This window comes from Pseudomonas sp. B21-056, from assembly GCF_026016325.1.
GTDB lineage: Bacteria > Pseudomonadota > Gammaproteobacteria > Pseudomonadales > Pseudomonadaceae > Aquipseudomonas.
Genome location: NZ_CP087203.1, coordinates 5,016,287 through 5,040,483 on the forward strand (window position 1 = coordinate 5,016,287; position 24,197 = coordinate 5,040,483).

The 24,197-nt window shown below is 62.1% G+C and carries 21 protein-coding genes and 1 pseudogene; 14 read left to right on the forward strand and 8 right to left on the reverse strand.

Annotated elements, in window-relative coordinates; all coding sequences use genetic code 11:
• Positions 1 to 62: 62 nt before the first annotated feature.
• The 4 genes from LOY67_RS21850 to secA all read right to left on the reverse strand — a co-directional run bounded on the left by LOY67_RS21850 (position 63) and on the right by secA (position 5,870).
• Positions 63 to 1,007: a Nudix family hydrolase gene (locus LOY67_RS21850; RefSeq protein ID WP_265064388.1), complete on the reverse strand. Its 945-nt coding sequence runs from the start codon at positions 1,005 to 1,007 to the stop codon at positions 63 to 65.
• Positions 1,004 to 1,636, reverse strand: coding sequence for a glutathione S-transferase family protein (locus tag LOY67_RS21855; protein WP_265064389.1), 633 nt, complete (start codon positions 1,634 to 1,636; stop codon positions 1,004 to 1,006). The genes LOY67_RS21850 and LOY67_RS21855 overlap by 4 nt, the downstream gene beginning before the upstream one ends.
• Positions 1,637 to 1,810: 174 nt before the next feature.
• Positions 1,811 to 3,028, reverse strand: a complete 1,218-nt coding sequence (gene argJ / locus LOY67_RS21860) for a bifunctional glutamate N-acetyltransferase/amino-acid acetyltransferase ArgJ (protein ID WP_265064390.1) — start codon at positions 3,026 to 3,028, stop codon at positions 1,811 to 1,813.
• A gap of 100 nt (positions 3,029 to 3,128) precedes the next feature.
• The gene (gene secA, locus LOY67_RS21865; protein ID WP_265064391.1) at positions 3,129 to 5,870 is read right to left on the reverse strand and encodes a preprotein translocase subunit SecA; all 2,742 of its coding nucleotides are present in this window, start codon (positions 5,868 to 5,870) and stop codon (positions 3,129 to 3,131) included.
• 307 nt (positions 5,871 to 6,177) lie between these two features.
• Between secA and LOY67_RS21870 the strand changes: the two genes are divergently transcribed.
• On the forward strand, positions 6,178 to 6,633 hold the full coding sequence (locus LOY67_RS21870; protein WP_265064392.1) for a DUF721 domain-containing protein: 456 nt from the start codon (positions 6,178 to 6,180) through the stop codon (positions 6,631 to 6,633).
• Positions 6,634 to 6,747: 114 nt separating this feature from the next.
• Here LOY67_RS21870 and LOY67_RS21875 read toward each other — a convergent pair whose 3' ends face one another.
• Positions 6,748 to 8,235, reverse strand: a complete 1,488-nt coding sequence (locus LOY67_RS21875; RefSeq protein WP_265064393.1) for a DUF853 domain-containing protein — start codon at positions 8,233 to 8,235, stop codon at positions 6,748 to 6,750.
• Positions 8,236 to 8,480: 245 nt separating this feature from the next.
• Between LOY67_RS21875 and LOY67_RS28655 the strand changes: the two are divergent.
• The 5 genes and pseudogenes from LOY67_RS28655 to LOY67_RS21895 form a co-directional block, all read left to right on the forward strand.
• Positions 8,481 to 9,455: pseudogene (locus LOY67_RS28655) on the forward strand (cache domain-containing protein); the annotation flags it as partial.
• A 93-nt stretch (positions 9,456 to 9,548) separates the two neighbouring features.
• Positions 9,549 to 10,313 (forward strand): methyl-accepting chemotaxis protein, encoded by a 765-nt coding sequence (locus tag LOY67_RS28660; RefSeq protein ID WP_413776225.1) that lies wholly within the window; start codon positions 9,549 to 9,551, stop codon positions 10,311 to 10,313.
• Positions 10,314 to 10,535: 222 nt separating this feature from the next.
• Positions 10,536 to 11,627: a glycosyltransferase family 4 protein gene (locus LOY67_RS21885; protein WP_265064395.1), complete on the forward strand. Its 1,092-nt coding sequence runs from the start codon at positions 10,536 to 10,538 to the stop codon at positions 11,625 to 11,627.
• Between the two features lie 16 nt (positions 11,628 to 11,643).
• Complete coding sequence (locus LOY67_RS21890; RefSeq protein ID WP_413776148.1) at positions 11,644 to 12,411, forward strand: DUF2334 domain-containing protein; 768 nt, start codon at positions 11,644 to 11,646, stop codon at positions 12,409 to 12,411.
• Positions 12,408 to 13,403, forward strand: coding sequence for a lysylphosphatidylglycerol synthase transmembrane domain-containing protein (locus LOY67_RS21895; RefSeq protein ID WP_265064397.1), 996 nt, complete (start codon positions 12,408 to 12,410; stop codon positions 13,401 to 13,403). Before LOY67_RS21890 ends, LOY67_RS21895 begins: the two co-directional genes overlap by 4 nt.
• A gap of 12 nt (positions 13,404 to 13,415) precedes the next feature.
• Here LOY67_RS21895 and LOY67_RS21900 read toward each other — a convergent pair whose 3' ends face one another.
• Both LOY67_RS21900 and purU read right to left on the reverse strand, forming a co-directional pair.
• On the reverse strand, positions 13,416 to 13,595 hold the full coding sequence (locus LOY67_RS21900; RefSeq protein ID WP_265067850.1) for a hypothetical protein: 180 nt from the start codon (positions 13,593 to 13,595) through the stop codon (positions 13,416 to 13,418).
• Between the two features lie 210 nt (positions 13,596 to 13,805).
• On the reverse strand, positions 13,806 to 14,654 hold the full coding sequence (gene purU / locus LOY67_RS21905) for a formyltetrahydrofolate deformylase (RefSeq protein WP_265064398.1): 849 nt from the start codon (positions 14,652 to 14,654) through the stop codon (positions 13,806 to 13,808).
• Positions 14,655 to 14,946: 292 nt separating this feature from the next.
• Here purU and mvaT point away from each other — a divergent pair, with 292 nt between their 5' ends.
• Positions 14,947 to 15,327 (forward strand): histone-like nucleoid-structuring protein MvaT, encoded by a 381-nt coding sequence (gene mvaT, locus LOY67_RS21910; protein ID WP_139645197.1) that lies wholly within the window; start codon positions 14,947 to 14,949, stop codon positions 15,325 to 15,327.
• Positions 15,328 to 15,418: 91 nt separating this feature from the next.
• Here mvaT and sbcB read toward each other — a convergent pair whose 3' ends face one another.
• Positions 15,419 to 16,846, reverse strand: a complete 1,428-nt coding sequence (gene sbcB / locus LOY67_RS21915) for an exodeoxyribonuclease I (RefSeq protein ID WP_265064399.1) — start codon at positions 16,844 to 16,846, stop codon at positions 15,419 to 15,421.
• A gap of 186 nt (positions 16,847 to 17,032) precedes the next feature.
• Between sbcB and LOY67_RS21920 the strand changes: the two genes are divergently transcribed.
• From LOY67_RS21920 to LOY67_RS21950, 7 genes are all read left to right on the forward strand, one after another.
• A complete protein-coding gene (locus LOY67_RS21920) occupies positions 17,033 to 17,758 on the forward strand; it encodes an RDD family protein (protein ID WP_265064400.1) in 726 nt (241 codons plus the stop codon).
• Positions 17,755 to 18,729 (forward strand): stage II sporulation protein M, encoded by a 975-nt coding sequence (locus LOY67_RS21925; RefSeq protein ID WP_265064401.1) that lies wholly within the window; start codon positions 17,755 to 17,757, stop codon positions 18,727 to 18,729. The genes LOY67_RS21920 and LOY67_RS21925 overlap by 4 nt, the downstream gene beginning before the upstream one ends.
• The gene (locus LOY67_RS21930; RefSeq protein ID WP_265064402.1) at positions 18,716 to 20,254 is read left to right on the forward strand and encodes a DUF4129 domain-containing protein; all 1,539 of its coding nucleotides are present in this window, start codon (positions 18,716 to 18,718) and stop codon (positions 20,252 to 20,254) included. Before LOY67_RS21925 ends, LOY67_RS21930 begins: the two co-directional genes overlap by 14 nt.
• The gene (locus LOY67_RS21935) at positions 20,251 to 21,417 is read left to right on the forward strand and encodes a DUF4350 domain-containing protein (protein ID WP_265064403.1); all 1,167 of its coding nucleotides are present in this window, start codon (positions 20,251 to 20,253) and stop codon (positions 21,415 to 21,417) included. Before LOY67_RS21930 ends, LOY67_RS21935 begins: the two co-directional genes overlap by 4 nt.
• 178 nt (positions 21,418 to 21,595) lie before the next feature.
• On the forward strand, positions 21,596 to 22,015 hold the full coding sequence (locus LOY67_RS21940) for a DUF6088 family protein (RefSeq protein WP_265064404.1): 420 nt from the start codon (positions 21,596 to 21,598) through the stop codon (positions 22,013 to 22,015).
• On the forward strand, positions 21,984 to 23,039 hold the full coding sequence (locus LOY67_RS21945) for a nucleotidyl transferase AbiEii/AbiGii toxin family protein (RefSeq protein ID WP_265064405.1): 1,056 nt from the start codon (positions 21,984 to 21,986) through the stop codon (positions 23,037 to 23,039). Before LOY67_RS21940 ends, LOY67_RS21945 begins: the two co-directional genes overlap by 32 nt.
• Before the next feature lie 53 nt (positions 23,040 to 23,092).
• Positions 23,093 to 24,097, forward strand: coding sequence for an AAA family ATPase (locus LOY67_RS21950; RefSeq protein ID WP_265064406.1), 1,005 nt, complete (start codon positions 23,093 to 23,095; stop codon positions 24,095 to 24,097).
• Positions 24,098 to 24,197: the final 100 nt, after the last annotated feature.

Here is a 24,197-nt window from a genome sequence, read left to right on the forward strand (position 1 = left end):
ACACCGTGATCAAGTGTGGGAGCGAGCCTGCTCGTGATGGCGCCAGTGGTTACACCACAGAATCAAGCCTCAGGCCAAAACGCCCGAATCCCCGCCACACCCTGCGCTCCAGCCTCCCAAGCCTTCTGCCGTTCGGCAGGCCCCACCCCACCCAACAGATAGACCGGTCGGTTGAAGCCCTCGATCAGCCGCGCAGCCTCTGCCCAACCCAAGGGCTGGGCCTCAGGATGGGTCTGGGTTGGTTGCACTGGCGAGAGCGTCACGAAGTCCACATCCATCTGCTGCGCCAGGGACAGTTCCTCGGCGTTGTGGCAGGAAGCCGCCAGCCAGCGGTCCTTGCCGAACGGTCGACCGGCCGCCGCATGCTTGCGCAGTTGCGCGGCAGTGACGTGCCAACCGGCGGAAGGAAAGTCCCCCAGCCACTCGAAAGGCCCCTTGAGCATCAACTGGGCCTTGCCGGCACACAATCCCACCGCATCCACCGCCAGATCGCGGTATTGCGGATCGTAGCCATTGGGCGCCCGTAACTGGACCAGCTTGATTCCGCCGGCAATGGCTTTCTGCATGCCCCGCAACAGAGCCGGGGTTTCAAGGCCTTCCGGGGTGATCAGGTAGTCGCCGGGCAAACGCGCCGCCGCGACAATCGGCTGGTTGGCCGCCGGGAACTCGTAATTCGTCAGATCGCGGGCCGTCACCCAGGCCAGTGGTTGCCCTTCGGCGCCATGGGGTTCACCGGAGAACGCCGAGACTTCCCAGACATCCAGCAGAACCTGCTTGTCCGGATAATCGTGGCGCACCTTGATCAACGGCCGGGCAGCCTCGACCACAATCCCCAGTTCCTCATGAAGCTCCCGGGCCAGGGCCGTCTCGACGGACTCGTGCGCCTCGACCTTACCGCCGGGGAACTCCCAAAGCCCACCCTGGTGCTGGGTGTCGGCACGCCGGGCGATCAGGATCTTGCCGGCGGCGTCGCGAATGACCGCCGCCGCTACGTGTACTCGTTTCACCGCGCTGTTTCCTCCAGGCCGGCCTGTTGCCACGCCTTGAACGCCGGCCATTGGTAAAGGGTTTCAACATAGGCCGCATCGACCTCCGGCAGTTCCACCTGATAGGTACGCAGGCGCACGGCAACCGGCGCGAAAAACGCATCCGCCAGGCTCAAGGTGCCAAACAGGTACGGGCCGGCTTCGGTCGCCACGGCACGGCACTCAGCCCACAGGGCCAGCATCCGCTCGATTTCCGCCTGGACATCAGCCGGCACGGGCGACAACGGCGCGTCGTGGGCCACGTCAAACGGCATGTTGCTGCGGATCGCGAAGAAGCCACTGTGCATCTGCGCACAAGCCGAACGCGCCTGGGCCCGGGCTGCCACATCCCTGGGCCAGAGGCCGGCGTCGGGAAACTGTTCGGCCAGGTATTCGGCAATCGCCAGGGAGTCGGCGATGACACCTGTTTCGGTCTGGAGCAGCGGGACCTTGGCGGTGGCTGAATACTTGAGCAGTTTCTCCCGGGTATCGGGTTGAAACAGCCTGACCAGCTCTTCGGTGTACTTCGCACCGGTCAGGTCCAGGGCCAAAGCAGCGCGCAGGGACCAGGAAGAAACTCGTTTGTCGCCGATGATCAGGTGCAGGCTCATGTCTGGAATCCTTTCTTGTGGCTATTCAGAAATATTGCAGGTCTGTTCCGACGCCATCGCGAGCAAGCTCGCTCCCACAAGGAAATCTGCAGGCTGGCATAAGCCTGTTTCCAGCACAAATCCCCTGTGGGAGCGAGCCTGCTCGCGATAGGCGCGATTCGGTCCCAAGCCTTGTTAAGTCCGGTACTCAGCGTTGATCTTCACATACTCATGGGACAGGTCGGTGGTCCAGATCGTCTCGCTGCAATCACCACGCCCCAGTTCGATACGGATGGTGATCTCTTCCTGCTGCATCACCGCCGCCCCCTGGGCTTCGGTGTAGGTCGCGGCGCGGGCGCCTTGGCTTGCGATGCAGACTTCGCCGAGGAACACGTCGATCCTGCTTACGTCCAGGTCCGGTACGCCGGCACGGCCGACGGCGGCGAGGATCCGGCCCCAGTTCGGGTCCGAGGCGAACAGCGCGGTCTTGATCAGCGGCGAGTGCGCCACGGTGTAGCCGACATCCAGGCATTCCTGATGATTGCCACCGCCGTTGACCTGCACGGTCACGAACTTGGTCGCACCTTCGCCGTCACGGACGATGGCCTGGGCCACTTCCATGCACACTTCGAACACCGCCTGCTTCAGGGCGGCGAACAGCGGGCCGCTGGCTTCGCTGATCTCCGGCAGGTTGGCCTTGCCGGTGGCGATCAGCATGCAGCAGTCGTTGGTCGACGTATCGCCATCGATGGTGATGCGGTTGAACGACTTGTTGGCGCCGTCGAGCATCAGGTCCTGCAGCACCTGGCGGGAGACTTTGGCGTCGGTCGCGATGTAGCCGAGCATGGTCGCCATGTTCGGACGGATCATGCCGGCGCCCTTACTGATGCCGGTGACGGTGATCGTCACCCCGTCGTGCTGGAACTGACGGCTCGCGCCCTTGGGCAGGGTGTCGGTGGTCATGATGCCGGTGGCGGCAGCGGCCCAGTTGTTTTCCGACAGATCATCGAGGGCGGCCTGCAGCGCACCTTCGATCTTCTCGACCGGCAGCGGTTCACCAATCACACCGGTGGAGTACGGCAGCACCTGGGCGGCATCGACACCGGTCAATTCGGCCAGTCTGGCGCAGGTGCGCTCGGCAGCGGCCAGGCCCGGCGCACCAGTGCCGGCGTTGGCATTGCCGGTATTGGTCAGCAGGTAGCGCACCGGCCCCTGGACACGTTGCTTGGCGAGGATGACCGGTGCCGCGCAAAAGGCATTGAGGGTAAACACGCCAGCCACCGTCGAGCCTTCGGCGCAACGCATGACCACCACATCCTTGCGCCCAGGGCGCTTGATGCCCGCCGAGGCGATACCGAGTTCAAAACCGGCAACCGGGTGCAACGTTGGCAACGGACCAAGACCAACAGCCATGAATGCGCTCCTCAATAAATGTATGTCTGAATCAAATGGCAAAACGCCGCGACAGAGCTGGCCTGTCGCGGCGCGGGTCGTTCAGCGCTTGAAACGGGCGTTACTGGATCTGCCCGTGGCAATGCTTGTATTTCTTGCCCGAACCGCAATAGCACAGCTCGTTACGGCCCAGCTTCTGCTCGTTGCGTACCGGCGCGGTCGCCAGGGCGACGTCCACATCGACACCCTCTTCCTGGGCCTGGGACATTTCCAGGCCTGGGGCTTCGGCGTGCTCGAACTGCATGCGCGCGGCCAGGGCCTCGGCTTCCTGACGCAGCCGGGCTTCCTCTTCGGCCGGGTCTTCGCGGCGAACCTGGACGTGGGACAGCACGCGGATCGAGTCGCGCTTGATCGAATCCAGCAGCTCGGAGAACAGCGTGAAGGATTCGCGCTTGTATTCCTGCTTCGGGTTCTTCTGGGCATAACCGCGCAGATGGATGCCGTGGCGCAGGTGGTCCATGGTCGACAGGTGGTCTTTCCACAGGTCGTCCAGCACCCGCAATACGATCTGCTTCTCGAAGGAGCGCAGCGCTTCAGCGCCGGCCTGGTCTTCTTTCTCGTTGTACGCGGCGATCAGTTCGGCCAGCAGCTTCTCGCGCAGGGTTTCTTCGTACAGGTGATCGTCTTCGTCGAGCCACTGCTGGATCGGCAACGACACGCCAAAGTCACTGCGCAAGGCAGCTTCCAGGCCGGCGATGTCCCACTGCTCCGGCAACGATTGCGGCGGAAGGTGAGCGCTGACGGTCGCGTCGAGCACTTCCTGGCGGAAGTCGGCGATGGTGTCACCGATGTTGTCGGCGGCCAACAAACTGTTACGCATGTGATAGATCACTTTACGCTGTTCGTTGTTGACGTCGTCGAACTCGAGCAATTGCTTGCGGATATCGAAGTTGCGCCCTTCGACCTTGCGCTGGGCCTTCTCGATGGCGTTCGTCACCATGCGGTGCTCGATCGCTTCGCCAGGCTGCATGCCCAGGGCCTTCATGAAGTTCTTCACCCGGTCAGAGGCAAAGATACGCATCAGACTGTCTTCCAGGGACAGGTAGAAGCGGCTGGAACCGGCGTCACCCTGACGACCGGCACGGCCACGCAACTGGTTGTCGATACGGCGCGATTCGTGACGCTCGGAAGCGATCACCTGCAAGCCACCGGACTCGAGCACCTGTTGGTGACGCTTCTGCCAGTCGGCCTTGATCTGCGCGATCTGTTCGGGCGTCGGGCTCTCCAGGGAGGCGACTTCCACTTCCCAGTTGCCGCCCAGCAGGATGTCGGTACCACGACCGGCCATGTTGGTGGCGATGGTCAGCGCACCCGGGCGACCGGCCTGGGCGATGATCTCGGCTTCCTTCTCGTGGAACTTGGCGTTGAGGACCTTGTGCTCGATGCCTTCCTTGTTGAGCAATGCGGACATGTGCTCGGAGGTCTCGATGGTGGCGGTACCCACCAGGATCGGACGACCCTGGGCCATGCCGTCCTTGATGTCGTTGATGATCGCCGCGTATTTCTCTTCGGCGGTCAGGAACACCAGGTCGTTGTAGTCTTTGCGCGCCAGCGGCTTGTTCGTCGGGATCACCACCACTTGCAGGCCGTAGATCTGGTGGAATTCGAACGCTTCGGTGTCGGCGGTGCCGGTCATGCCGGACAGCTTGTTGTACAGGCGGAAATAGTTCTGGAAGGTGGTCGAGGCCAGGGTCTGGCTCTCGGCCTGGATGTTCAGGCCTTCCTTGGCTTCGATGGCCTGGTGCAGGCCTTCGGAGAGGCGACGGCCCGGCATGGTACGACCGGTGTGCTCGTCGACCAGTACGACCTGGCCGTCCTGCACGATGTATTCGACGTTGCGATGGAACAGCTTGTGGGCACGCAGGCCGGCATAGACGTGGGTCAGCAGGCCCAGGTTATGGGCCGAATACAGGCTTTCGCCTTCAGCCAGCAGGCCGACGCGGGTCAGCATTTCCTCGATGTATTGATGGCCGGCTTCGTTGAGTTCGACCTGGCGGGTCTTCTCGTCAACCGTGAAGTGCCCCGCCTGGGTCACTTCGCCTTCGACTTCCTCGACGTGCAGCTTGAGCTGCGGGATCAGTTTGTTGATCTCCATGTACAGCTTGGAGCTGTCCTCGGCCTGACCGGAAATGATCAGCGGGGTACGGGCTTCGTCGATGAGGATGGAGTCGACTTCGTCGATGACCGCGAAATTGAGTTCACGCTGGAATTTTTCTTCCAGGCTGAACGCCATGTTGTCGCGCAGGTAGTCGAAACCGAATTCGTTGTTGGTGCCGTAGGTGATGTCGGCGGCGTAGGCGGCACGCTTCTCTTCAGGCGGCTGGAACGGCGTGACCACGCCGACGGTCAGGCCGAGGAATTCGTAGAGCGGGCGCATCCAGTTGGCGTCGCGGCGGGCCAGGTAGTCGTTGACCGTCACCACGTGCACGCCCTTGCCGGACAGCGCGTTGAGGTAGACGCCCAGGGTCGCCACGAGAGTTTTACCCTCGCCAGTGCGCATTTCGGCAATCTTGCCTTCGTGCAAGGTCATGCCGCCGATCAACTGGACGTCGAAGTGGCGCATGCCCATGACCCGCTTGCCGGCTTCGCGGGCTACCGCAAAGGCTTCGGGCAGGAGCTGGTCGAGGGTTTCCCCCTTGGCGATGCGGTCCTTGAATTCGGCAGTCTTGGCGCGTAACTGATCGTCCGAAAGGGCCACCATTTGCTCTTCGAAGGCATTGACGATCTGTACCGTCTTGAGCATGCGCTTGACTTCACGCTCGTTCTTGCTTCCAAAGAGTTTCTTTAACAAAGGCGCAAACATATCGGCAGGATCTTCCACACTAAAGGGATGGAGGGCGGCCCCGTGAGTCGCCCGTGCAGCCCTCATGGCCGCATGCGAACGAGCATTCTACCCGGAAACGATGGTGAGGAAAGTGGCGTTATTCCACGATGCTGGCACAGCGCTGTGACGGGGCCCTCCTAAAATAAGGGCTTTTACGCGAAGTTCAACCCACAAAGCCCATAAGTTCCTACTGTTTGTGTGAGTAAACCGCCATTGGCCGGTAGCGTCGAGGCGTACCCGGCGCTTTCTGCTACCATGGCGCCTCTGTCACTCGCGGTATTCGTTCATGGCCTTCCGCCCTCTCCCAGCCAAGGCTCCTGCGGTTCTGTTGCGCGAAGCCAAACCGCTGAAAGCGATCTTCGGCCACGCCAGGCGCCTGGGCCATCTGCAACGCCTGCTGGACAGCCAGTTGCAGCCCGCCGCGCGCGAACACTGCCACGTGGCGTCCTGGCGCGAAGGCAGTTTGCTGTTGATCGTCACGGACGGCCATTGGGCCACGCGCCTGCGCTATCAGCAGAAACGCCTGCTGCGTCAATTGCAGGTGTTCGAGGAGTTTGCCAGCCTGACGCGCATCCTCTTCAAGGTGCAGCCGCCCACCGTGCAGGCCGGGGCCAAGGGGCATACCCTGGACCTGTCCACCGATGCGGCCGAAACCATCCAGGCCACCGCGGACAGCATCAGCGACCCGAGCCTGCGGGCGGCGCTGGAGCGGTTGGCGGCGCATGCCAGGGCCAAGCCCTGAGATTTTCGTTGCCCGCCAGACCGCTATCGCGAGCAGGCTCGCTCCCACATTGAACCCCATGCAATCCCTTGTGGGAGCGAGCCTGCTCGCGATGAAGGCAACTCGGTTTCCGAGTTACCGCCGCTTGCTCCCCCCCAGCAACGACCCCATCAACCCGCGCACCAACTGCCGCCCCAGTTGATTGGCTGCCTGGCGCATTGCCGATTTCAATGCCTGGCCCGCCGCCGTGCCGAGAAACTCCCCGGCCTTGTCGGTGAAGCTGGGCTCCTCGGCCGCCGGTTTGCCCGGCGCCACCTCGGTCTGAGGTTCCAGGCCCTTGCGCCCCATAAGCACTTCATAGGCCGATTCGCGATCAATGGGTTTGTCGTAGCGGCCTTGCAATGGCGAACGGGCGATCAAGCCGGCGCGCTCGGCCTCGGTCAGCGGCCCGATGCGTGACTGCGGCGGCGCTACCAGTACACGCTGGACCATTTCCGGCGTGCCTTTTTCCTGCAAGGTGCCCACCAGGGCCTCGCCGATACCCAGTTCGGTAAGCACCGCCAGGGCATCGAACTGCGGGTTCGGCCGGAAGCCATCCGCCACCGCCCGCAAGGACTTCTGCTCCTTGGCGGTAAAGGCCCGCAGGCCATGCTGGATGCGCAATCCCAGCTGCGCCAGGACATCGTCCGGCAAGTCGCCCGGCGACTGGGTGACGAAATACACCCCGACGCCCTTGGAACGGATCAGCCGCACCACCTGCTCCAACCGCTCCTGCAATGCCTTCGGCGTACCGGCGAACAGCAGATGCGCCTCATCGAAGAACAGCGCCAGCAGCGGCTTGTCCGCATCGCCGCGCTCGGGCAATTGCTCGAACAGCTCGGCCAGCAGCCACAGCAGGAACGTCGCGTAGACCTTGGGCGCCTCGTGGACCAGACGACTGGCGTCCAGCAAATGAATGCGACCACGACCGTCACCGTCCGGTTGCAGGATGTCTTCAAGCTGCAAGGCCGGTTCGCCAAACAATGCGTCGGCACCCTGCTGTTCCAGGGTGGACAGGCGCCGCAGCAACGCCTGGCTGGAGCCGGTGGTCATCAGGGCCGCATCGTCCCCCAGCAACGCCGGGTTGTCCTTGAGGTGATTGAGCAGCGCCTTCAGGTCCTTGAGGTCCAGCAATAACAGGCCTTCGCGATCCGCCACCTTGAACGCCGCGTACAACGCCGCCTGCTGGCTATCGGTCAGCTCCAGCAGGCTGCCGAGCAGCAACGGCCCCATTTCGCTCAAGGTCGTGCGCAGCGGATGACCGGACTGGCCATGAACGTCCCACAGGGTCACCGGATAAGCCCGGGGCTTATGCTCGAGCCAGGGCATACCGGCAATGCGCTCAGCGACTTTGCCCTGGGGGTTGCCGGCGGCGCCAAGCCCGCACAGGTCGCCCTTGATGTCCGCCGCGAATACCGCCACGCCGGCATCGCTGAAGGCTTCGGCCAGGCGCTGCAAGGTGACGGTCTTGCCGGTGCCGGTGGCGCCTGCCACCAGGCCATGGCGGTTTGCCAGGCGCATGGCCTGGCCAATAGGTTGGCCGGCGAGGTCGGCCCCGATAACGAGTTGCAGTGAGTCAGTCATCTGGTCACCTGTGATTAATTTTTGATCAAGTATGGTCGATATAGGAAGCGACAGACCTCACTGAAAACACGGTCGGATAATTCCCCAGGGAGAGAAGGAAATATCAGAACTTTCAATACGGCGCCTTTTTTCGAACTTTTCATATAAAAGCACGCCCAGAGCTATAAGACTCCGCGGAACCCCGAGCCATGAAAAAAAACCTGCGTTTCAGCCACAAAATCCTGATTGCCGCCGCACTGATCGTCATGGCGGCCTTCGCTTCATTCACCGCCTACAACGATTACCTGCAACGCAACGCCATTCGTGACGACCTCGACAGCTACTTGCATGAAATGAGCGACGTCACGGCGAGCAACATCCAGACCTGGCTGAGCGGCCGCATCCTGCTGATCGAAAACCTGGCCCAGAACATCGCCGCCACGCCAGACCAGGCCAGCGTCACCCGCCTGCTGGAACAGAAAGCGCTGACCGCAACCTTCATGGCGTCCTACCTGGGTGATGCCAAGGGCAGCTTCACCATACGCCCCGACGCGAAGATGCCTGACGGCTTCGATCCGCGGGTACGCCCTTGGTACAAAGGCGCCGAAAGCAGCGGCACCGCGACCCTGACCGAACCCTACATCGATGCCGCCAGCGGTGGGCTGATCATCTCCATCGCCAGCGCGTCCAGGAACGGCGGGCAAAGTGTCGGCGTGGTGGGCGGCGACCTGAGCCTGCAGACCATCATCGACAACCTCAAGACCGTGGATTTCGACGGCATGGGCTACGCCTACCTGGTCAGCGCCGACGGCAAGATCCTGGTGCACCCCGATAAAGCCCTGGTCATGAAGACCCTGAACGACGCCTATCCACAAAACACGCCGAAGATCAGCGACCAGATCAGCGAAGTCGAGGTCAACGGCCATACACGCATCGTTACCTTCACGCCGATCAAGGGCCTGCCCTCGGTGAACTGGTACGTCGGCGTGTCGGTCGACAAGGACCAGGCCTACTCGATGCTCAGCAATTTCCGCACCTCGGCGGTGATCGCCACCATCATTGCCGTGGTCTTCATCATTGCGCTGCTGAGCATGCTGATCCGTCTTCTGATCCAACCCTTGCATGTCATGACCCGGGCCATGGAGGACATCGCCGACGGCGAGGGCGACCTGACCAAGCGCCTGACGATCCAGAACCAGGACGAATTCGGCATCCTGGGCACCGCGTTCAACCGCTTCGTGGAGCGGATCCACGGGTCGATCCGCGAAGTGTCCTCCGCCACCGAGCACGTCAACGAAGTCGCCTTGCGCGTGGTGAGCGCGTCGAATTCGTCGATGGTCAATTCCGACGAACAGTCCAGCCGGACCAACAGCGTCGCCGCCGCCATCAACCAATTGGGCGCAGCGGCCCAGGAGATCGCCCGCAATGCCGCCCAGGCCTCCCATCAGGCCAGCGATGCCCGTGGTCTGGCGCAAGACGGCCAGCAGGTGGTGGAACGCAGCATTGCCGCGATGAGTCGACTGTCCGACCTGCTGAGCACGTCCAGCAACAACATTGAGTCGCTGAACAGCAAAACCGTGAACATCGGCCAGATCCTGGAAGTGATCACCAGCATCTCCCAACAAACCAACCTGCTGGCCCTCAACGCGGCGATCGAAGCCGCCCGGGCCGGTGAGGCCGGGCGCGGGTTTGCCGTGGTGGCCGATGAGGTGCGCAACCTGGCCCATCGCACCCAGGAATCGGCGCAACAGGTGCAGACCATGATCGAGGAGTTACAGGTCGGCGCACGGGCGTCGGTAACGACCATGAGCGACAGCCAGCGCCACAGCCAGGAGAGCGTGGAAATCGCCAACCAGGCCGGCGAACGCCTGAACAGCGTGACCCAGCGCATCGGCGAGATCGACGGCATGAACCAGTCGGTGGCCACGGCCACGGAGGAACAGACGGCCGTGGTGGAATCGATCAACGTGGACATCACCGAGATCAACACCCTGAACCAGGAAGGTGTGGAAAACCTGCAATCGACCTTGCGTGCGTGTTCCGATCTTGAGCGGCAGGCGGCGCGGTTGAAACAACTGGTGGGCAGTTTCCGGATCTAGTAGCGCTTGGACTGGCTTCATCGCGAGCAGGCTCGTTCCCACAGGGGATTGCATTTCAACTGTGGGAGCGAGCCTGCTCGCGATGGGGGCCTATCAAACGAAGTAATACTCCACTGACACCCCGCCCCACTACAACCCAACCGAACATCTATTCTTCATAAAGGTCAACACAGGAGAACACAGACCGGAGGGACGTTCATCGTGCATATAGCGGACATCACCATGTTCTACGCCCCCGCCAGCGGAGGCGTGCGCACTTATCTGGATGCCAAGCACCGTCGCCTGGGGGATCGGCCCGGTATCCGCCACAGTCTGCTGATTCCCGGCGCGCATTCGAGCGAGCAGGATGGGATCTACAAGGTGCCGGCCCCGGCGCTGCCCTTCGGCAAGGGCTACCGCTTCCCCCTTCGCCTGGCACCCTGGCGCAATGCCCTGCGCGACCTGCAACCGGACCTGATCGAAGTCGGCGATCCCTACCTCACCGCCTGGGCCGCGCTGGACGCCCGACGCCAGCTGGACGTGCCCGTCATCGGCTTCTATCACTCCGACCTGCCCCTGCTGGTGAGCAATCGCATGGGCAATTGGTTCACCCCCAACATCGAAGCCTACGTCAGCAAGTTGTACGGCAATTTCGACCGGGTCCTGGCGCCGAGCCAGGTCATGGCCGACAAGCTGACCGGGTTGGGTGTGCGCAATGTCCATGTGCAGCCGTTGGGCGTGGACCTGCAGACCTTCCACCCCGGCGCCCGCGACCCGGAGCTGCGGGCCGAGCTGGGTATCGCCGAGGACACGCGCCTGCTGATCTTCGCCGGCCGCGGTTCCAAGGAGAAGAACCTGCCGGTGCTGCTCAAATGCATGGAACGCCTGGGCGAACGCTATCACCTGCTGCTGGTGGGCTCGTCGATGCCTGCCGTGGTGCCGGACAACGTCACCGTGGTCGATGAGTTCTGCCCCGCGCCGCAGGTCGCCCGGCTGATGGCCAGCGCCGACGCCCTGCTGCACGCCGGCGATCAGGAAACCTTCGGCCTGGTGATCCTCGAGGCCATGGCCAGCGGTATTCCGGTGGTGGCGGTGGCGGCCGGGGCGTTCACCGAGATCGTCCACGAGGACTGCGGCCTGTTGTGCACGCCGAATAATCCACAGGCCATGGCCAACGCCGTGCGCCAACTGTTCTGCGAAGGCTGTCAGCGCCGCGGCTTGCTGGCGCGCCGTCATGTCGAGCGGCATTACGCCTGGGATTGCGTGGTCAACAGCCTGCTGGGGCATTATTACGCCGTGCTCGGTGAACAGTTGCCGTTGCTGGCCAATGGTTGAGGCGAGGTCCGTGCCGATGAATCACTCGCCCAGCGTATTACTGGTGCTGCACGACGTGGCGCCGCAAACCTGGCCCGACTACCAGCCCTTCGTCGAAGCCGTCGACGCCCTCGGTCACGTGCCGATGACCTGGCTGGTGGTGCCGGATTTCCACCACACCAACGCGCTGGACGCTCACCCAGGTTTGCGGCACCTGCTCGACAGCCGGGTCGAGCGTGGCGACGAACTGGTGTTGCACGGCTATTACCATTGCGACGACGGCCCACCGGCCCTCCACCCCCGGGATTGGTTCATGCGCCGGGTCTACACCCATGAGGGCGAGTTCTACGACCTGTCCGAAGAAGCCGCCCTCGCCCGCCTGCGCGCCGGTATCGACACCTTCGAGCGTTACCAGTGGCCGCTGCAAGGTTTCGTTGCCCCGGCCTGGCTGATGAGCGAAGGCACGCGCCGGGCCCTGCGCCAGTTGCCGCTGAGCTACACCAGCGATACCCAGCACTTGTATCGCTTGCCGGATTTCACCCCCATCGACGCCCCGGGGCTGGTCTGGAGCGCCCGCAGTGCCTGGCGCCGTGGCTTGTCGAAAGTCCTCAGCGACCAACGTGAACAGCGCTGGCGCCAAGCGCCGGTGATTCGCCTGGGCCTGCACCCGGTGGACATGCGCCACGGGTTTTCCCGGGACTATTGGCTGCGAACCCTCAAACGCCTGCTCGACGACGGTCGCGTGCCAATGACCAAGGTCGACTGGCTGGCGACCCAAGGCCTGCGGGTCAGCAGCGCCGCATGAAACGGCTGATCTGGCTGGCTGCGGCGCTGCTTACGGCGTTGTTGGTGCCGCTGCTGGTGGGTGGCGGCGAAATGTGGTCACGGGTGCAACGTTTTCCCTTGTCACTGCTGTTGAGCATGCTGGGCATGATCGAGCTCTGCTGGGTCCTGAACTCCGTGCGCCTGCGCCTGTTGCTGGGTGAACAACGTGAGTGCATCGGCGGGCTGAAAAGCATCGGCGTGGTGATGTCCACCGAGTTCGCCATGTGCGCTACCCCCGGCGGCAGTGGCGGGCCGTTGACGCTGATGGCTCTGCTGGCTCGCAACGGCGTGCGCCCGGCCCACGCCAGCGCGGTGTTCGCCATGGACCAGCTGAGCGACCTGTTGTTCTTCCTCTGTGCCCTGGTGGGCATCCTGTTGTATGCGCTGTTCCAGAATCTCAGCCAGCGCATGGAATGGATGCTGGCGCTGAGCGCGTTTTCGCTGCTGGGCGGGCTGATCGGCTGTGCGATGGTGGCTCGCTACCATCGTTGGCTGATCCTGCTGGGCGCCAGGCTGCTGCGACATCTGCGCGTGAAGGCCAGTACCCGCCGCCGCTGGGGGCGCAAGATCCTGAATTTTCTGGCGGCGTTTACCGCCACGCTGAAACTGCCGCGGCAGACACTCTTCCAGGTCTTCGGCCTGACATGCCTGCATTGGGCCCTGCGTTACAGCGTGTTGTACCTGGCGTTGAAAGGGTTGGGGGCGGATCTGCAATGGGCCTGGAGTTTCCTGGTCCAGATGCTGTCCCTCAGCGCGGGACAATTCAGCCTGCTGCCGGGCGGCGCCGGAGCGGCGGAGGTGACATCGGCGGCACTGCTGGCGCCCATGGTGGGCAAGTCCACCGCGGCGGCGGCCATTCTGATCTGGCGGGCGGTGACCTATTACTTTTATCTGGTGGCCGGCGGGCCGGTGTTCTTCCTGATGGTCGGGCGTCCGTTGATCAAGAAGCTGATGAAGCTGAGGCAGGCTTGAAGCGGTCGATTCCTACTCGGGATCGTCCTCGGGATGGGTCTGTTTCCACAGTTCGGCGGCGTCCGGAAACTCCGTACCGTCCTCGGGGCCCAGTTCCTCGGGATCGTAGCGGCTTAGGCAGCCCTCACCCAAGGTGGCCGGGGCCTTGGAGGTGGCTTTGTCCAGTGGATCGGTCATGGCATGCCTCATCATGAAAAGAGCCCTGTCCGTTAAATAACAGACAACACAGAACTTTGTGGCGAGGGGATTTAACGACCCGTCGTACCGCCCCGCGGGCTGCGTCCTGTAGGAGCTGCCGAGCGAAGCGAGGCTGCGATCTTTCCCCAGGCGCTTGAATCCCCAAGCGAAAGATCAAAAGATCGCAGGCTTCGCCAGCTCCTACAGGGCCCACCCGCCGTTGCGTCAGAACACCACAGTCTTGTTGCCATGCACCAGCACCCGGTCTTCCAGGTGATAACGCAAGCCCCGCGCCAGCACCATCTTCTCCACGTCACGGCCGAAACGCACCATGTCTTCGATGCTGTCGCTGTGGCTGACGCGGACCACGTCCTGCTCGATGATCGGACCGGCGTCCAGCTCTTCGGTCACGTAGTGGCAAGTGGCGCCAATCAGCTTCACGCCCCGCATCGAGGCCTGGTGGTACGGCTTGGCCCCGACGAACGACGGCAGGAAGCTGTGGTGGATGTTGATGACCTTATGGGCGTATTCGCTGCACAAGGCCGGCGGCAGGATCTGCATGTAGCGGGCGAGCACCACCACCTCGGCATCATGCTGCTTGACCAGCCGCGAGACTTCGGCGAACGCCGGCTGCTTGTCCTGCGGATCGACCGGTACGTGGTAGTACGGGATGCCGTGCCACTCCACCATGCTGCGCAGGTCGTCATGGTTGGAGATCACACAGGCGATGTCGCAGTCGAGCTCATCGCTGTGCCAGCGGTGCAGCAGGTCGGCCAAGCAGTGGGACTCACGGCTGGCCATCAGCACCACGCGTTTTTTCTGCGCGGTGTCGGTGATGCGCCAGTCCATCGAGAACTCTTCGGCAATCGGCGCAAAGGCCTCGCGAAAAGCCTCGATGCCAAAGGGCAGCGAGTCGGCACGAATCTCGTGACGCATGAAAAACCAGCCGCTCTGATTGTCCGAGTGATGGCTTGCTTCAGTGATCCAGCCGTTATGGGACGCCAGAAAGTTACTGACTTTAGCAACGATGCCGACGCGGTCCGGGCAAGCAATCACCAGCCGAAAAGTGCGCATTAGGGAACTCCAGAACTTCGCAAAGGCGGCCATTCTAGCCATTGCGCGGCAAAACTGCAGTACTGATGACGTGCCAGGCCCCTTCGGGCAGCGAAGGACTGGCACGGGGCAACCGATTATATTGTGAGCGGATGTGAAACCCCGTGATGGTATTTAACTGCAACACCCTTTTTTGCGGCCTGGCACTAAGTAATTAAATAAAACCCTGCTTAAATGTTTACTTGATGAAACTGTCTGATTACTATTGCCACACTGTCTCCTTGTCCGCAGCGTCCTACATAAGGTAGTCCCCATGTCCTTGATCACTGAATACAACGCTACAAAACAAGCCATTGAAGAACTGCAACAGCGTCTGGCCGACCTCTCCAAAGACGATAAATTGCAAAAAGAATTGGAATTCGAAGGCAAACTGCGCACTCTGATGGGCGAATACTCCAAGTCCCTGCGCGACATCATTGCTCTCCTGGATCCAGAAGCCAAGTCGGGTAAAGCCCCTCGTGGCGGCGCCGTGAAAACTACCGGCACCAAACGCGCTCGCAAAGTTAAGCAATACAAAAACCCGCACAACGGCGAAGTCATCGAAACCAAAGGTGGCAACCACAAGACTCTGAAAGAGTGGAAAGCCAAGTGGGGCGGTGACGTGGTTGAAGGCTGGGCAACCCTGCTGGGCTAAGCCTCGTCGGGTTTCAGCGTTCTCTACGCACACAAAAACGCCAGCCATTGCTGGCGTTTTTCATGCCTGTAGTTTTTTCACTTCACACCGTTCAAAGACTTAAACGCTTGCGCAATTGCTGGCTGTAACCTTGCCATTCCAGAAGCACCTCTCGCTGCACCGGCGTGGAAAGCGCCAGCCACTCGCCCATCGCTTCATCAAAACTTTCCAGGGTATTGGGCGCGCCCCACTCCGGTGATGACAGCCGTTGCTGACAGAACAGCCTCCAACGCCCCTGCTCTTCTGGATTCAACGTATCTGGAAAGTTACGTGCTCGATATCGGAATAATAATTCGGGCAAACGTTCATCATCGAAAGGCCAGCGCTCTTGCGCCAAATGAGCCGGGTCGGCCATGCGGACTTGTTCACATAAACGGCGATCGCGATCACCGAGGAAGCCTGTGTATAACTGTTGCTCGGGGTCCTCGCTGGCGGTGAAGTCCTCGCGGCCATAAATGGCCTGAAGTTTGTCCTGCCAAACTTGCCGGGCATCACTTAGCTGCAACACCCGTTGCTGCAATCCCTCCATGTCCAGTTGCAGTCGCTGCCGGTCCTCGGCACGCAGCACCGACAGCGGCGCGACCACCGGGCATTTGTTGATATGAATGAGTTTGAGCGGCACTGGCAACTCTCCCTCGAGCAGTTCCTCGCGGCGGGTATATAGACGCTGCCGCAAGATGTCCGCATCGTGGTCCAGCAGCCCCTGGGGATCCAGGTGCAGGTCGCAGACAATCAGGGCATTGCGGTTCTTGGGATGCCAGGCCAGTGGCAAAACCACACCGATGTAGTTTCGCGCAGCCGAGAAACGCCCGGAAACATGCACCATAGGCTGTAACAGGCGGATCTGGTCCATCACTTTCTGTTTACTGCGCAACTGGAACAGCCAGTCATAGAGCCGTGGTTGTTTCTGGCGGATCAGGCGAGCCAGGGCAATTGTCGCGCGCACGTCCGACAATGCATCGTGAGCCTGGCCATGGTCGATGCCATTGGCGGCGGTGAGGCGCTCGAGCTTGAGGGTGACCCGGCCATCCTCTTGCGGCCAGACAATACCATCGGGGCGCAGCGCATAGGCGGCGCGCACTAGGTCGATCAAGTCCCAACGGCTGTTGCCGCCCTGCCATTCCCGCGCATACGGGTCGAAAAAATTCCGATAGAGGCTGTAGCGGGTCATTTCATCGTCGAAACGCAGGGTGTTGTACCCGGCGCCGCAGGTACCGGGCGCGGCCAGTTGCTGGTGGACACGGGTCATGAAATCGGCTTCGCTCAAACCTTTTTCAGCCAGGCACGCCGGGCTGATTCCGGTAATCGCACAGGCCGCCGGATGGGGCAGGATGTCGTCGCTCGGCCGGCAATACAGGTTCACCGGTTCGTCGATTTCATTGAGCTCGAAATCGGTACGGATGCCCGCCACCTGCAAAGGTCGGTCGCAGCGTGGATCGATGCCGGTGGTTTCGTAGTCGTACCAGAAGATGGAGGTCACGGGCTGTTCCTGGACAAAAGACTGGCGAAGTCTAGGGGTTCCCACCCGGCTTCGGCCAGAGGCCCGGGAATTGAATCACGTCACGATCCATAAAATGACATACACAGTTGTATCGTTTGCCCGCACGAAGGCTGCTAGCATCTGCCGGGATTGAATGTTCGAACCGGCCCATCACTCAGGTTGCCCATGCTCGAGACACCAGCACTGCAAAGGAACGCGACGCTGCCACCGCCACTGGACACGCGGTATCAGGTCGAGACGCCCGAAGGCATCGACCTGCCACTGCGCCCGGCAGGGTTGATGCCTCGCGCCCTGGCCTTTGCCATCGACCTGGGCATACGCGGTCTGATCCTGGGCTTTCTGTTCGGCATCCTCGCATTCTTCGGTGACCTGGGTATCGGCCTGGGCTCCATCCTGCTGTTCGTTGTCAGTTGGTGGTACATGGTGCTGTTCGAGGTGCTGCGCCAGGGATGCTCGCCCGGCAAGCAGATGATGGGGTTGCGGGTGGTACAGGACGACGGTCGTCCCATCGGCTGGTCCGCCTCGCTGATCCGCAACCTGTTGCGTTTCGTCGACATGCTGCCCTTCGGCTACACCTTCGGGGCGATCAGTTGCCTGCAGCACCCGGCCTTCAAACGCCTGGGCGACCTGGCGGCCGGCACGCTGGTGGTGTATCGCGAGCAACCGGTCAAGCGCCCCGCATTACCATTGGCACAACCGGTACGCCCGCCCTTTGCCCTGAGCCTGAACGAGCAACGCGCCGTGCTGGGTTTCGCCGAGCGTCAGGCAGAACTTTCCGAAGCCAGGGTCGGCGAACTGGCGGCCATCCTGGCTGCGCCACTGAACGTTGCGCCACCGCGAGCCGTGGCCGAGCTCAACGGCATCGCCCGCGGCCTGCTGGGGCCGACATGAAGCAAAGCCTGTTCGAGAGCCGTCACCAAGGGGAATGGGAACAACTGTCCCAGCAACTCGATCAACTGGAGCGTAGCCGCAATGTGCCCCAGAGCAGCGAGTTCCCCCAAGCCTACCGCCGGCTCTGCCAGCACTTGGCGCTGGCCCAGGCGCGGGGCTACAGCAGCCTGCTGGTCGATGCCCTGCAACAACTTGCGTTGCGCGGTCACCAGCAGCTCTACCGGGACAGCAGTCGGCCATCGGCCAGTCTGTCGGCGTTCATCCTGGCCGGCTTTCCCCGGCTGGTGCGTGAACAATGGCGGTTCGTGCTGGCGGCCAGCCTGATGTTCCTCGGCAGCCTGGTCGGCATCGGGCTGCTGGTCTATCTGTTCCCCGACCTGGTCTACAGCGTGCTGGGCACCGAAGAGATCAGCCAGATCCGCAGCATGTACGACCCGACCGCCGGCCACCTGGGGCGTTCGATCGAACGGGCGGCCAGCGAGGACTGGGCCATGTTCGGCTACTACATCATGCATAACATCGGCATCGCTTTTCAGACGTTTGCCAGCGGCATGATGTTTGGCCTGGGCAGTGCGTTTTTCCTTTTCTTCAATGGCCTGACCATCGGCGCGGTCGCCGGGCACCTGACCCAGATCGGCTCCGGAGGCACGTTCTGGTCGTTCGTGATCGGGCACGGTGCCTTCGAACTCACCGCCATCGCCCTGGCCGGCGCGGCGGGCCTGCAACTGGGCTGGGCACTGATCGCTCCTGGACGCCTCACCCGGGGCGAAGCCCTGCGGTTCGCCGCGGGCAAAAGCGTGTCGATGATCGGCGGGGTCATACTGTTCCTGCTCATGGCCGCGTTCATCGAAGCCTATTGGTCCTCCAGCGCGGTGACACCCGCCGTCAAGTACACGGTCGGCGCACTGTTGTGGCTGCTGGTGATCAGTTACCTGCTGTTTGCCGGACGGAGACACCATGCGGCTGAGTGATGCCACCGTCGCCATCCGTCCGCGTACCTCCTGGGAAGCCATGGACCTGGGCGTGCTGATGAGCCAGCAACATCGATGGCTGCTGATGACCAGTTGGGCCATCGTCACGCTGCCGATCTACGCGCTGCTGTGCCTGTTGTTGTGGGATTCGCCGTCCGTGGTGGTGCTGGTGTTCTGGTGGTTGAAACCGGCCTTCGACCGCCTGCCGCTGTACATCCTGTCCAAGGCACTGTTTGGCGAAACGCCGACGTTGAAACAGGCCTTGCGCCAGTGGCCCGCATTGCTCAAGCCGCAACTGTTCGCCAGCCTGACCTGGCGAAGGCTGAGCCTGAGTCGCAGTTTCCTGATGCCGGTGGTGCAACTGGAAGGGCTCGCCGGTGATGCACGAGCGCTACGCCTGCGGGTATTGCTGCAACGCAACGGGCGTGCAGCGCGATGGCTGACGGTGATCGGCGTGCACCTGGAAACCGTCTTGTGGTTCGGCCTGATGGCCCTGTTCTACCTGCTCGTGCCACAACAGGCCGAACTGGAATGGGACTGGCAGAAGCTGATTGCGACGACCGAGCAGGACTGGTTGTGGTTCGAGCATCTGGTCAACGCCCTGTATCCCCTGCTGCTGATCCTCTGGGAGCCGGTGTACGTCGCCTGCGGCTTCAGCCTCTACCTCAACCGGCGCACGGTGCTCGAGGCCTGGGACATCGAACTGGTGTTCCGGCGACTGCGCCAGCGCCTGAGCAGCGCAGCCCCGGTGCTGATGCTGCTGGCGCTGGTCCTGCTGCCGCTGGCCCCCCCAGCCTGGGCCGACGAAGACAGCATCGCCCCCGACAGCCCGCGGCTGCTCAACCAGCCCCTGACCAGCGAGGCTTCCAGGGACAGCATCAAGGCGATCCTCGAAGCCCCGCCGTTCAAGAATCCGGAAACGGTCACCCGTTATCGTTTCGGCGAAGACACCGCCGAATCGAGCGAGGCCGGGGAAACGCCGGGCTGGCTCAAGGCTTTTTTCCAATGGTTGGGCCGTCAGCGCTACGAAGCTGCCGCCGCGCTGATTCAGGTCCTGCTCTGGGCCGCACTGGCGGGGGCGATTACCTGGCTGGCCTGGCGCTATCGTGAAAGCTTCCAGGCCCTGGGCCAACACCGGCCGATAAAACGCCTGCCCGTGGAGCGCCCGGCACCGCCCCGGATGTTCGGCCTGGACATTCGTGAAGAAAGCCTGCCCGACGACGTCGCGGCCCGCGTCGAGCAGTTATGGAACAGCGATCCCCGTGACGCCCTGGGCCTGCTGTATCGGGCCCTGCTCAGCCGCTTGCATCATCAGTTCGGCGTAGCCTTGAAAGCGGCCGACACCGAAGGCCAGGTGCTGCAACGCGTCGAACAGCTCCAGCATGAAAACCTGCTGGCGTTCAGCAGGAATCTGACCCTGCACTGGCAGAACATTGCCTATGGGCACCGCATACCGCCCCCAGCTCTGCAGCAGGAACTGTGCGACGGCTGGCGCGGGTTGTTCGATGAAGGAGCATCGCGATGAACCGCCGCGCAGGGTGGCTGGCCGCGATACTGATTGTCGTCGCGCTGGTGGGGGCGCTGGTCATGTACCTCTACCGCAGCGCGGTGCCCTATCAGGAAACCGTCGATTACGGCCCGTCCCCCGAGGCCCAGGCCAATCCCTACCTGGCCGCCGAGCACTTCCTGCGCCAGCACGGCGTGGCGGTCGAGCACGCCAACAACCTGGACGTCCTGCCTACCCTCGAACCCCATCAGCGCACCCTGTTGCTGCTGGGCGAGCGGACGAACATGACGCCACGGCAAGTCGACCAGTTGATGAACTGGACCCGAGCCGGTGGTCGCCTGCTGTTTGTTGCCGAAGCCCTGTGGGATGACAGCACCGGCAGCAGCGGCGACCTGCTGCTGGACCGCGTGCAACTGCGCCAGTCCTTGAGCAGCGAACTCAAGGAGCCGCCCCCCGAGCTGATCAAGGATCCCTACCCCAAGCTGACCAAGTTGTACCTGGAGGACGAAGAAGCGCCCGCCTATGTCGGCTTCGACACCGACTTTCACCTCGAAGACCCGAAGAACATCGCCCAGGCCTGGGCCAACAGCGCGCTGTCGACCCACATGATGCAACTGAACCATGGCCAGGGCTCGATCACCGTGATCACCGACGCCGAGCTGTGGAAGAACGACCAGATCGAGCAGTACGACAACGCCTGGCTGCTCTGGTACCTGAGCGCCGATACCACCGTCACGTTGCTGTTCAATATCGACCACGACAGCCTGCTGACCCTGCTGCTGCGGTATTTCCCCCAGGCACTGGTGGCGCTGGTGGCGTTGATTGCCCTTTGGCTCTGGCACTCGGCGATACGCCACGGCCCGCTCCAACAACCGTCCCCCAAAGCCCGACGCCAACTGGAAGAACATGTGCAGGCCAGTGCCGGTTTCCATCTGCGCCACAACGGCCGGCAGCACCTGCTGCAAACCTTGCAACAGGATGTGCTGCGCCGGGCGCGGCATCGTCATCCCGGTTTCGAACAACTGGCCGTCGCCGAACAATGGCAAGTGCTCGCACGCCTCAGCCGCCAACCCACGCGAGCCATCAGCCAGGCCTTGAGCCCCCGGCCGAAACAGCGCATGTCCAGCGCCGAGTTCTGCCGCCAGGTCGCCCATCTGCAAACCCTCAGGAATGCCTTATGAATCGATACTTGGAAGGGTTGGATCTTTGAGGTGGATGCCAGCGCCATCTTCAGCATTACAAAACCGACGTATCGATGCGCAGTTTCTGCACTGTGGAGCCCTTGTAAATACTGGAATAAAAGGCAATCACCGGCTAGAGTCACCCCATGATCTATAGCTGCACGTCAGAGGTGAGGGTATGAAACTTGAAGAACGCATGGCCCGCTCGATCAAGCAGCGCGCAAGCGTGGTCGTTCTGCGCTCGGATTTCGCCAAGATGGGGAGTGACTCTCAGGTCGGACGAGTGCTGGCTCGCTTTGTGGAGGACGGAATGCTCATCCGTGTGAGCAAGGGAGCGTTCGCCAAGACCCGCATCAACAAGTTCACCGGCAAGCCAACCCCTGCGGGGACACTGGAAATGATCGCAGCGGAGCTCTTCCGCAAGCTCAAGATTTCTGTGGAACCCAGCTCGCTCGTTTCGGAGTACAACAGCGGCAAATCGACCCAGATCCCTATGGGAGCGACTGTCAATACAGGACGTCGACGCATTTCGCGAAAAGTGACGGTAGGAGATAGCACCCTAACTTATGAAAAAAATTCCAGACGAGCTGAAGTCTGATATCGAAGATGCCGCCACTGCCGGATTACTGGGGAATCTACCCGCCGTTGTAGCTGAAAAAGACCAGCACATCACCGACGTACTGCGAGTGCTAGCGCAAATCCAGATGACGCACACTGCGCAGCAAAGGGATCGTCGGAAGGGAGATAGCGAGCCGGCGTCGATCACCCTGGTCACACGATTGATCTTCGCTGGCGGCACCTGCCTTTCGAAAGCTTATGGCCTGATCGAACGGATGTCTGAAGACATTGATATCAAGGTCATGCTGGAGGAAGTACCGCAAGGCTACGCACTACAAAAAGGAGATCGAGGGCGTCTGAAGGATTTGCAACGCGAGGTGGAGCGCTGTCTGACAGAAATGGGCTTCGAGCACGTGGTCCATGATGACAATGAAAACCCGGTCCTGCGCGACAGCCGACGCTACTACTGCTTATTGGTTTCCTACGGTGCGCATTTTCAGGATGTGTCTGGCGTGCTTCGCCCACAACTCAAGCTTGAACTGATTCATAGGCCCCCGATGCTGGCCGCCGAGACGCGCGAAATGGGGTATATGCTTGACCAGTTTGTCCCTCGCGAAGTACCCGAGCGCTTTTCCATGACGTGTATCACGGTGGCAGAAACACTGGCTGAAAAGGTACTGTCGCTGCTACGCCGCTGCGCCTGGGATTGGGATGGAAATCAACGCGGCGAATTTGATACTGCCTTGGTTCGCCACGTTTACGATGTCTGGCGGATCGCTGGAAGCCAGCCCGATGCCATAGAACCCGCCAGCCAGATTTTTGCAGCGCTGGTCCAAAAGGATGCGGAAGAATTCAAGGGACAGCATCCGGAATTCGACCAGGCCCCATACACGGTGCTTCGGCGAAGCCTGGCCTCTGCTGCAACCCACGAAGGGCTGAAAATGAACTTCGAACAGCGCCTGAAGCCGCTGCTCTACGCTGTGGATAAACCGGATTTCCAGACCTGCTATGTCGCTTTCGCTGCTGTCGCAGAGCGACTACTGAATCAAAATCAGCTCAGATAACTGGCTGGTTTATGGACGATAAATCGCATGTAACCAGAAGGGCTCCGGAATTTATGACTGAACAAATCGAACCTGCCGGCAGCCAGGCCCACGCCGCCCAACAGCGCCAGCGCGCCAGTCAACTGGCCCAGGCCATCCGCACCGAGCTGCATAAAGCGGTGGTCGGTCAGGCTGCGGTGATCGACGATGTGCTCACGGCGTTGATCGCCGGTGGGCATGTGCTGCTCGAAGGGGTTCCCGGGCTGGGCAAGACGCTGTTGGTGCGTGCCCTGGCCCGCTGCTTCAGCGGTGAGTTCGCGCGTATCCAGTTCACCCCCGACCTGATGCCCAGCGATGTCACCGGGCATGCGGTGTACGACTTGCAGACCGAGCAATTCAACTTGCGCAAGGGGCCGGTGTTTACCAACCTTCTGTTGGCGGACGAGATCAATCGCGCGCCGGCCAAGACCCAGGCCGCGCTGCTCGAGGCCATGCAGGAACGCCAGGTGACCCTCGAAGGCCGCGCGTTGCCCATCGCCCAGCCCTTCATGGTGCTCGCCACCCAGAACCCCATCGAACAGGAAGGCACCTACCCGCTGCCGGAAGCCGAGCTCGACCGCTTCATGCTCAAGGTGCGCATGGACTACCCCGATGCCGAGCAGGAACTGAACATGGTGCGCCAGGTCAGCCGCTCGACCCGCGCCGACATGCTCGATGTACAACCTTTGCGCACGGTGTTGCAGGCCAAGGATGTGCAAGCGCTGCAACGCATCGCCAGCGACCTGCCGATGGACGACCAGGTGCTCGACTACGCCGTGCGGCTGGCGCGCACCACCCGCAGTTGGCCGGGGCTGAGCCTGGGCGCCGGGCCGCGCGCCTCGATCGCACTGGTGCGTTGCGCCCGGGCCCGGGCGTTGCTGCGCGGCGGTGACTTCGTGGTGCCGGATGACATCAAGGGCTGTGCCCTGGCCGTGTTGCGCCACCGGGTACGATTGGCGCCCGAGCTGGACATCGAAGGGCTCTCGGTGGATCAGGTATTGGGGCAGTTGCTGGACCAAGTACCGGCGCCGCGCTTGTGAGGATAGAACCAGAGATGAAAGTGCTTTTTGTGGCGAGGGGATTTATCCCCGCTGGGCTGCGCAGCAGCCCCCTGGCTCTGCCTGACACACCGCAAGGGGC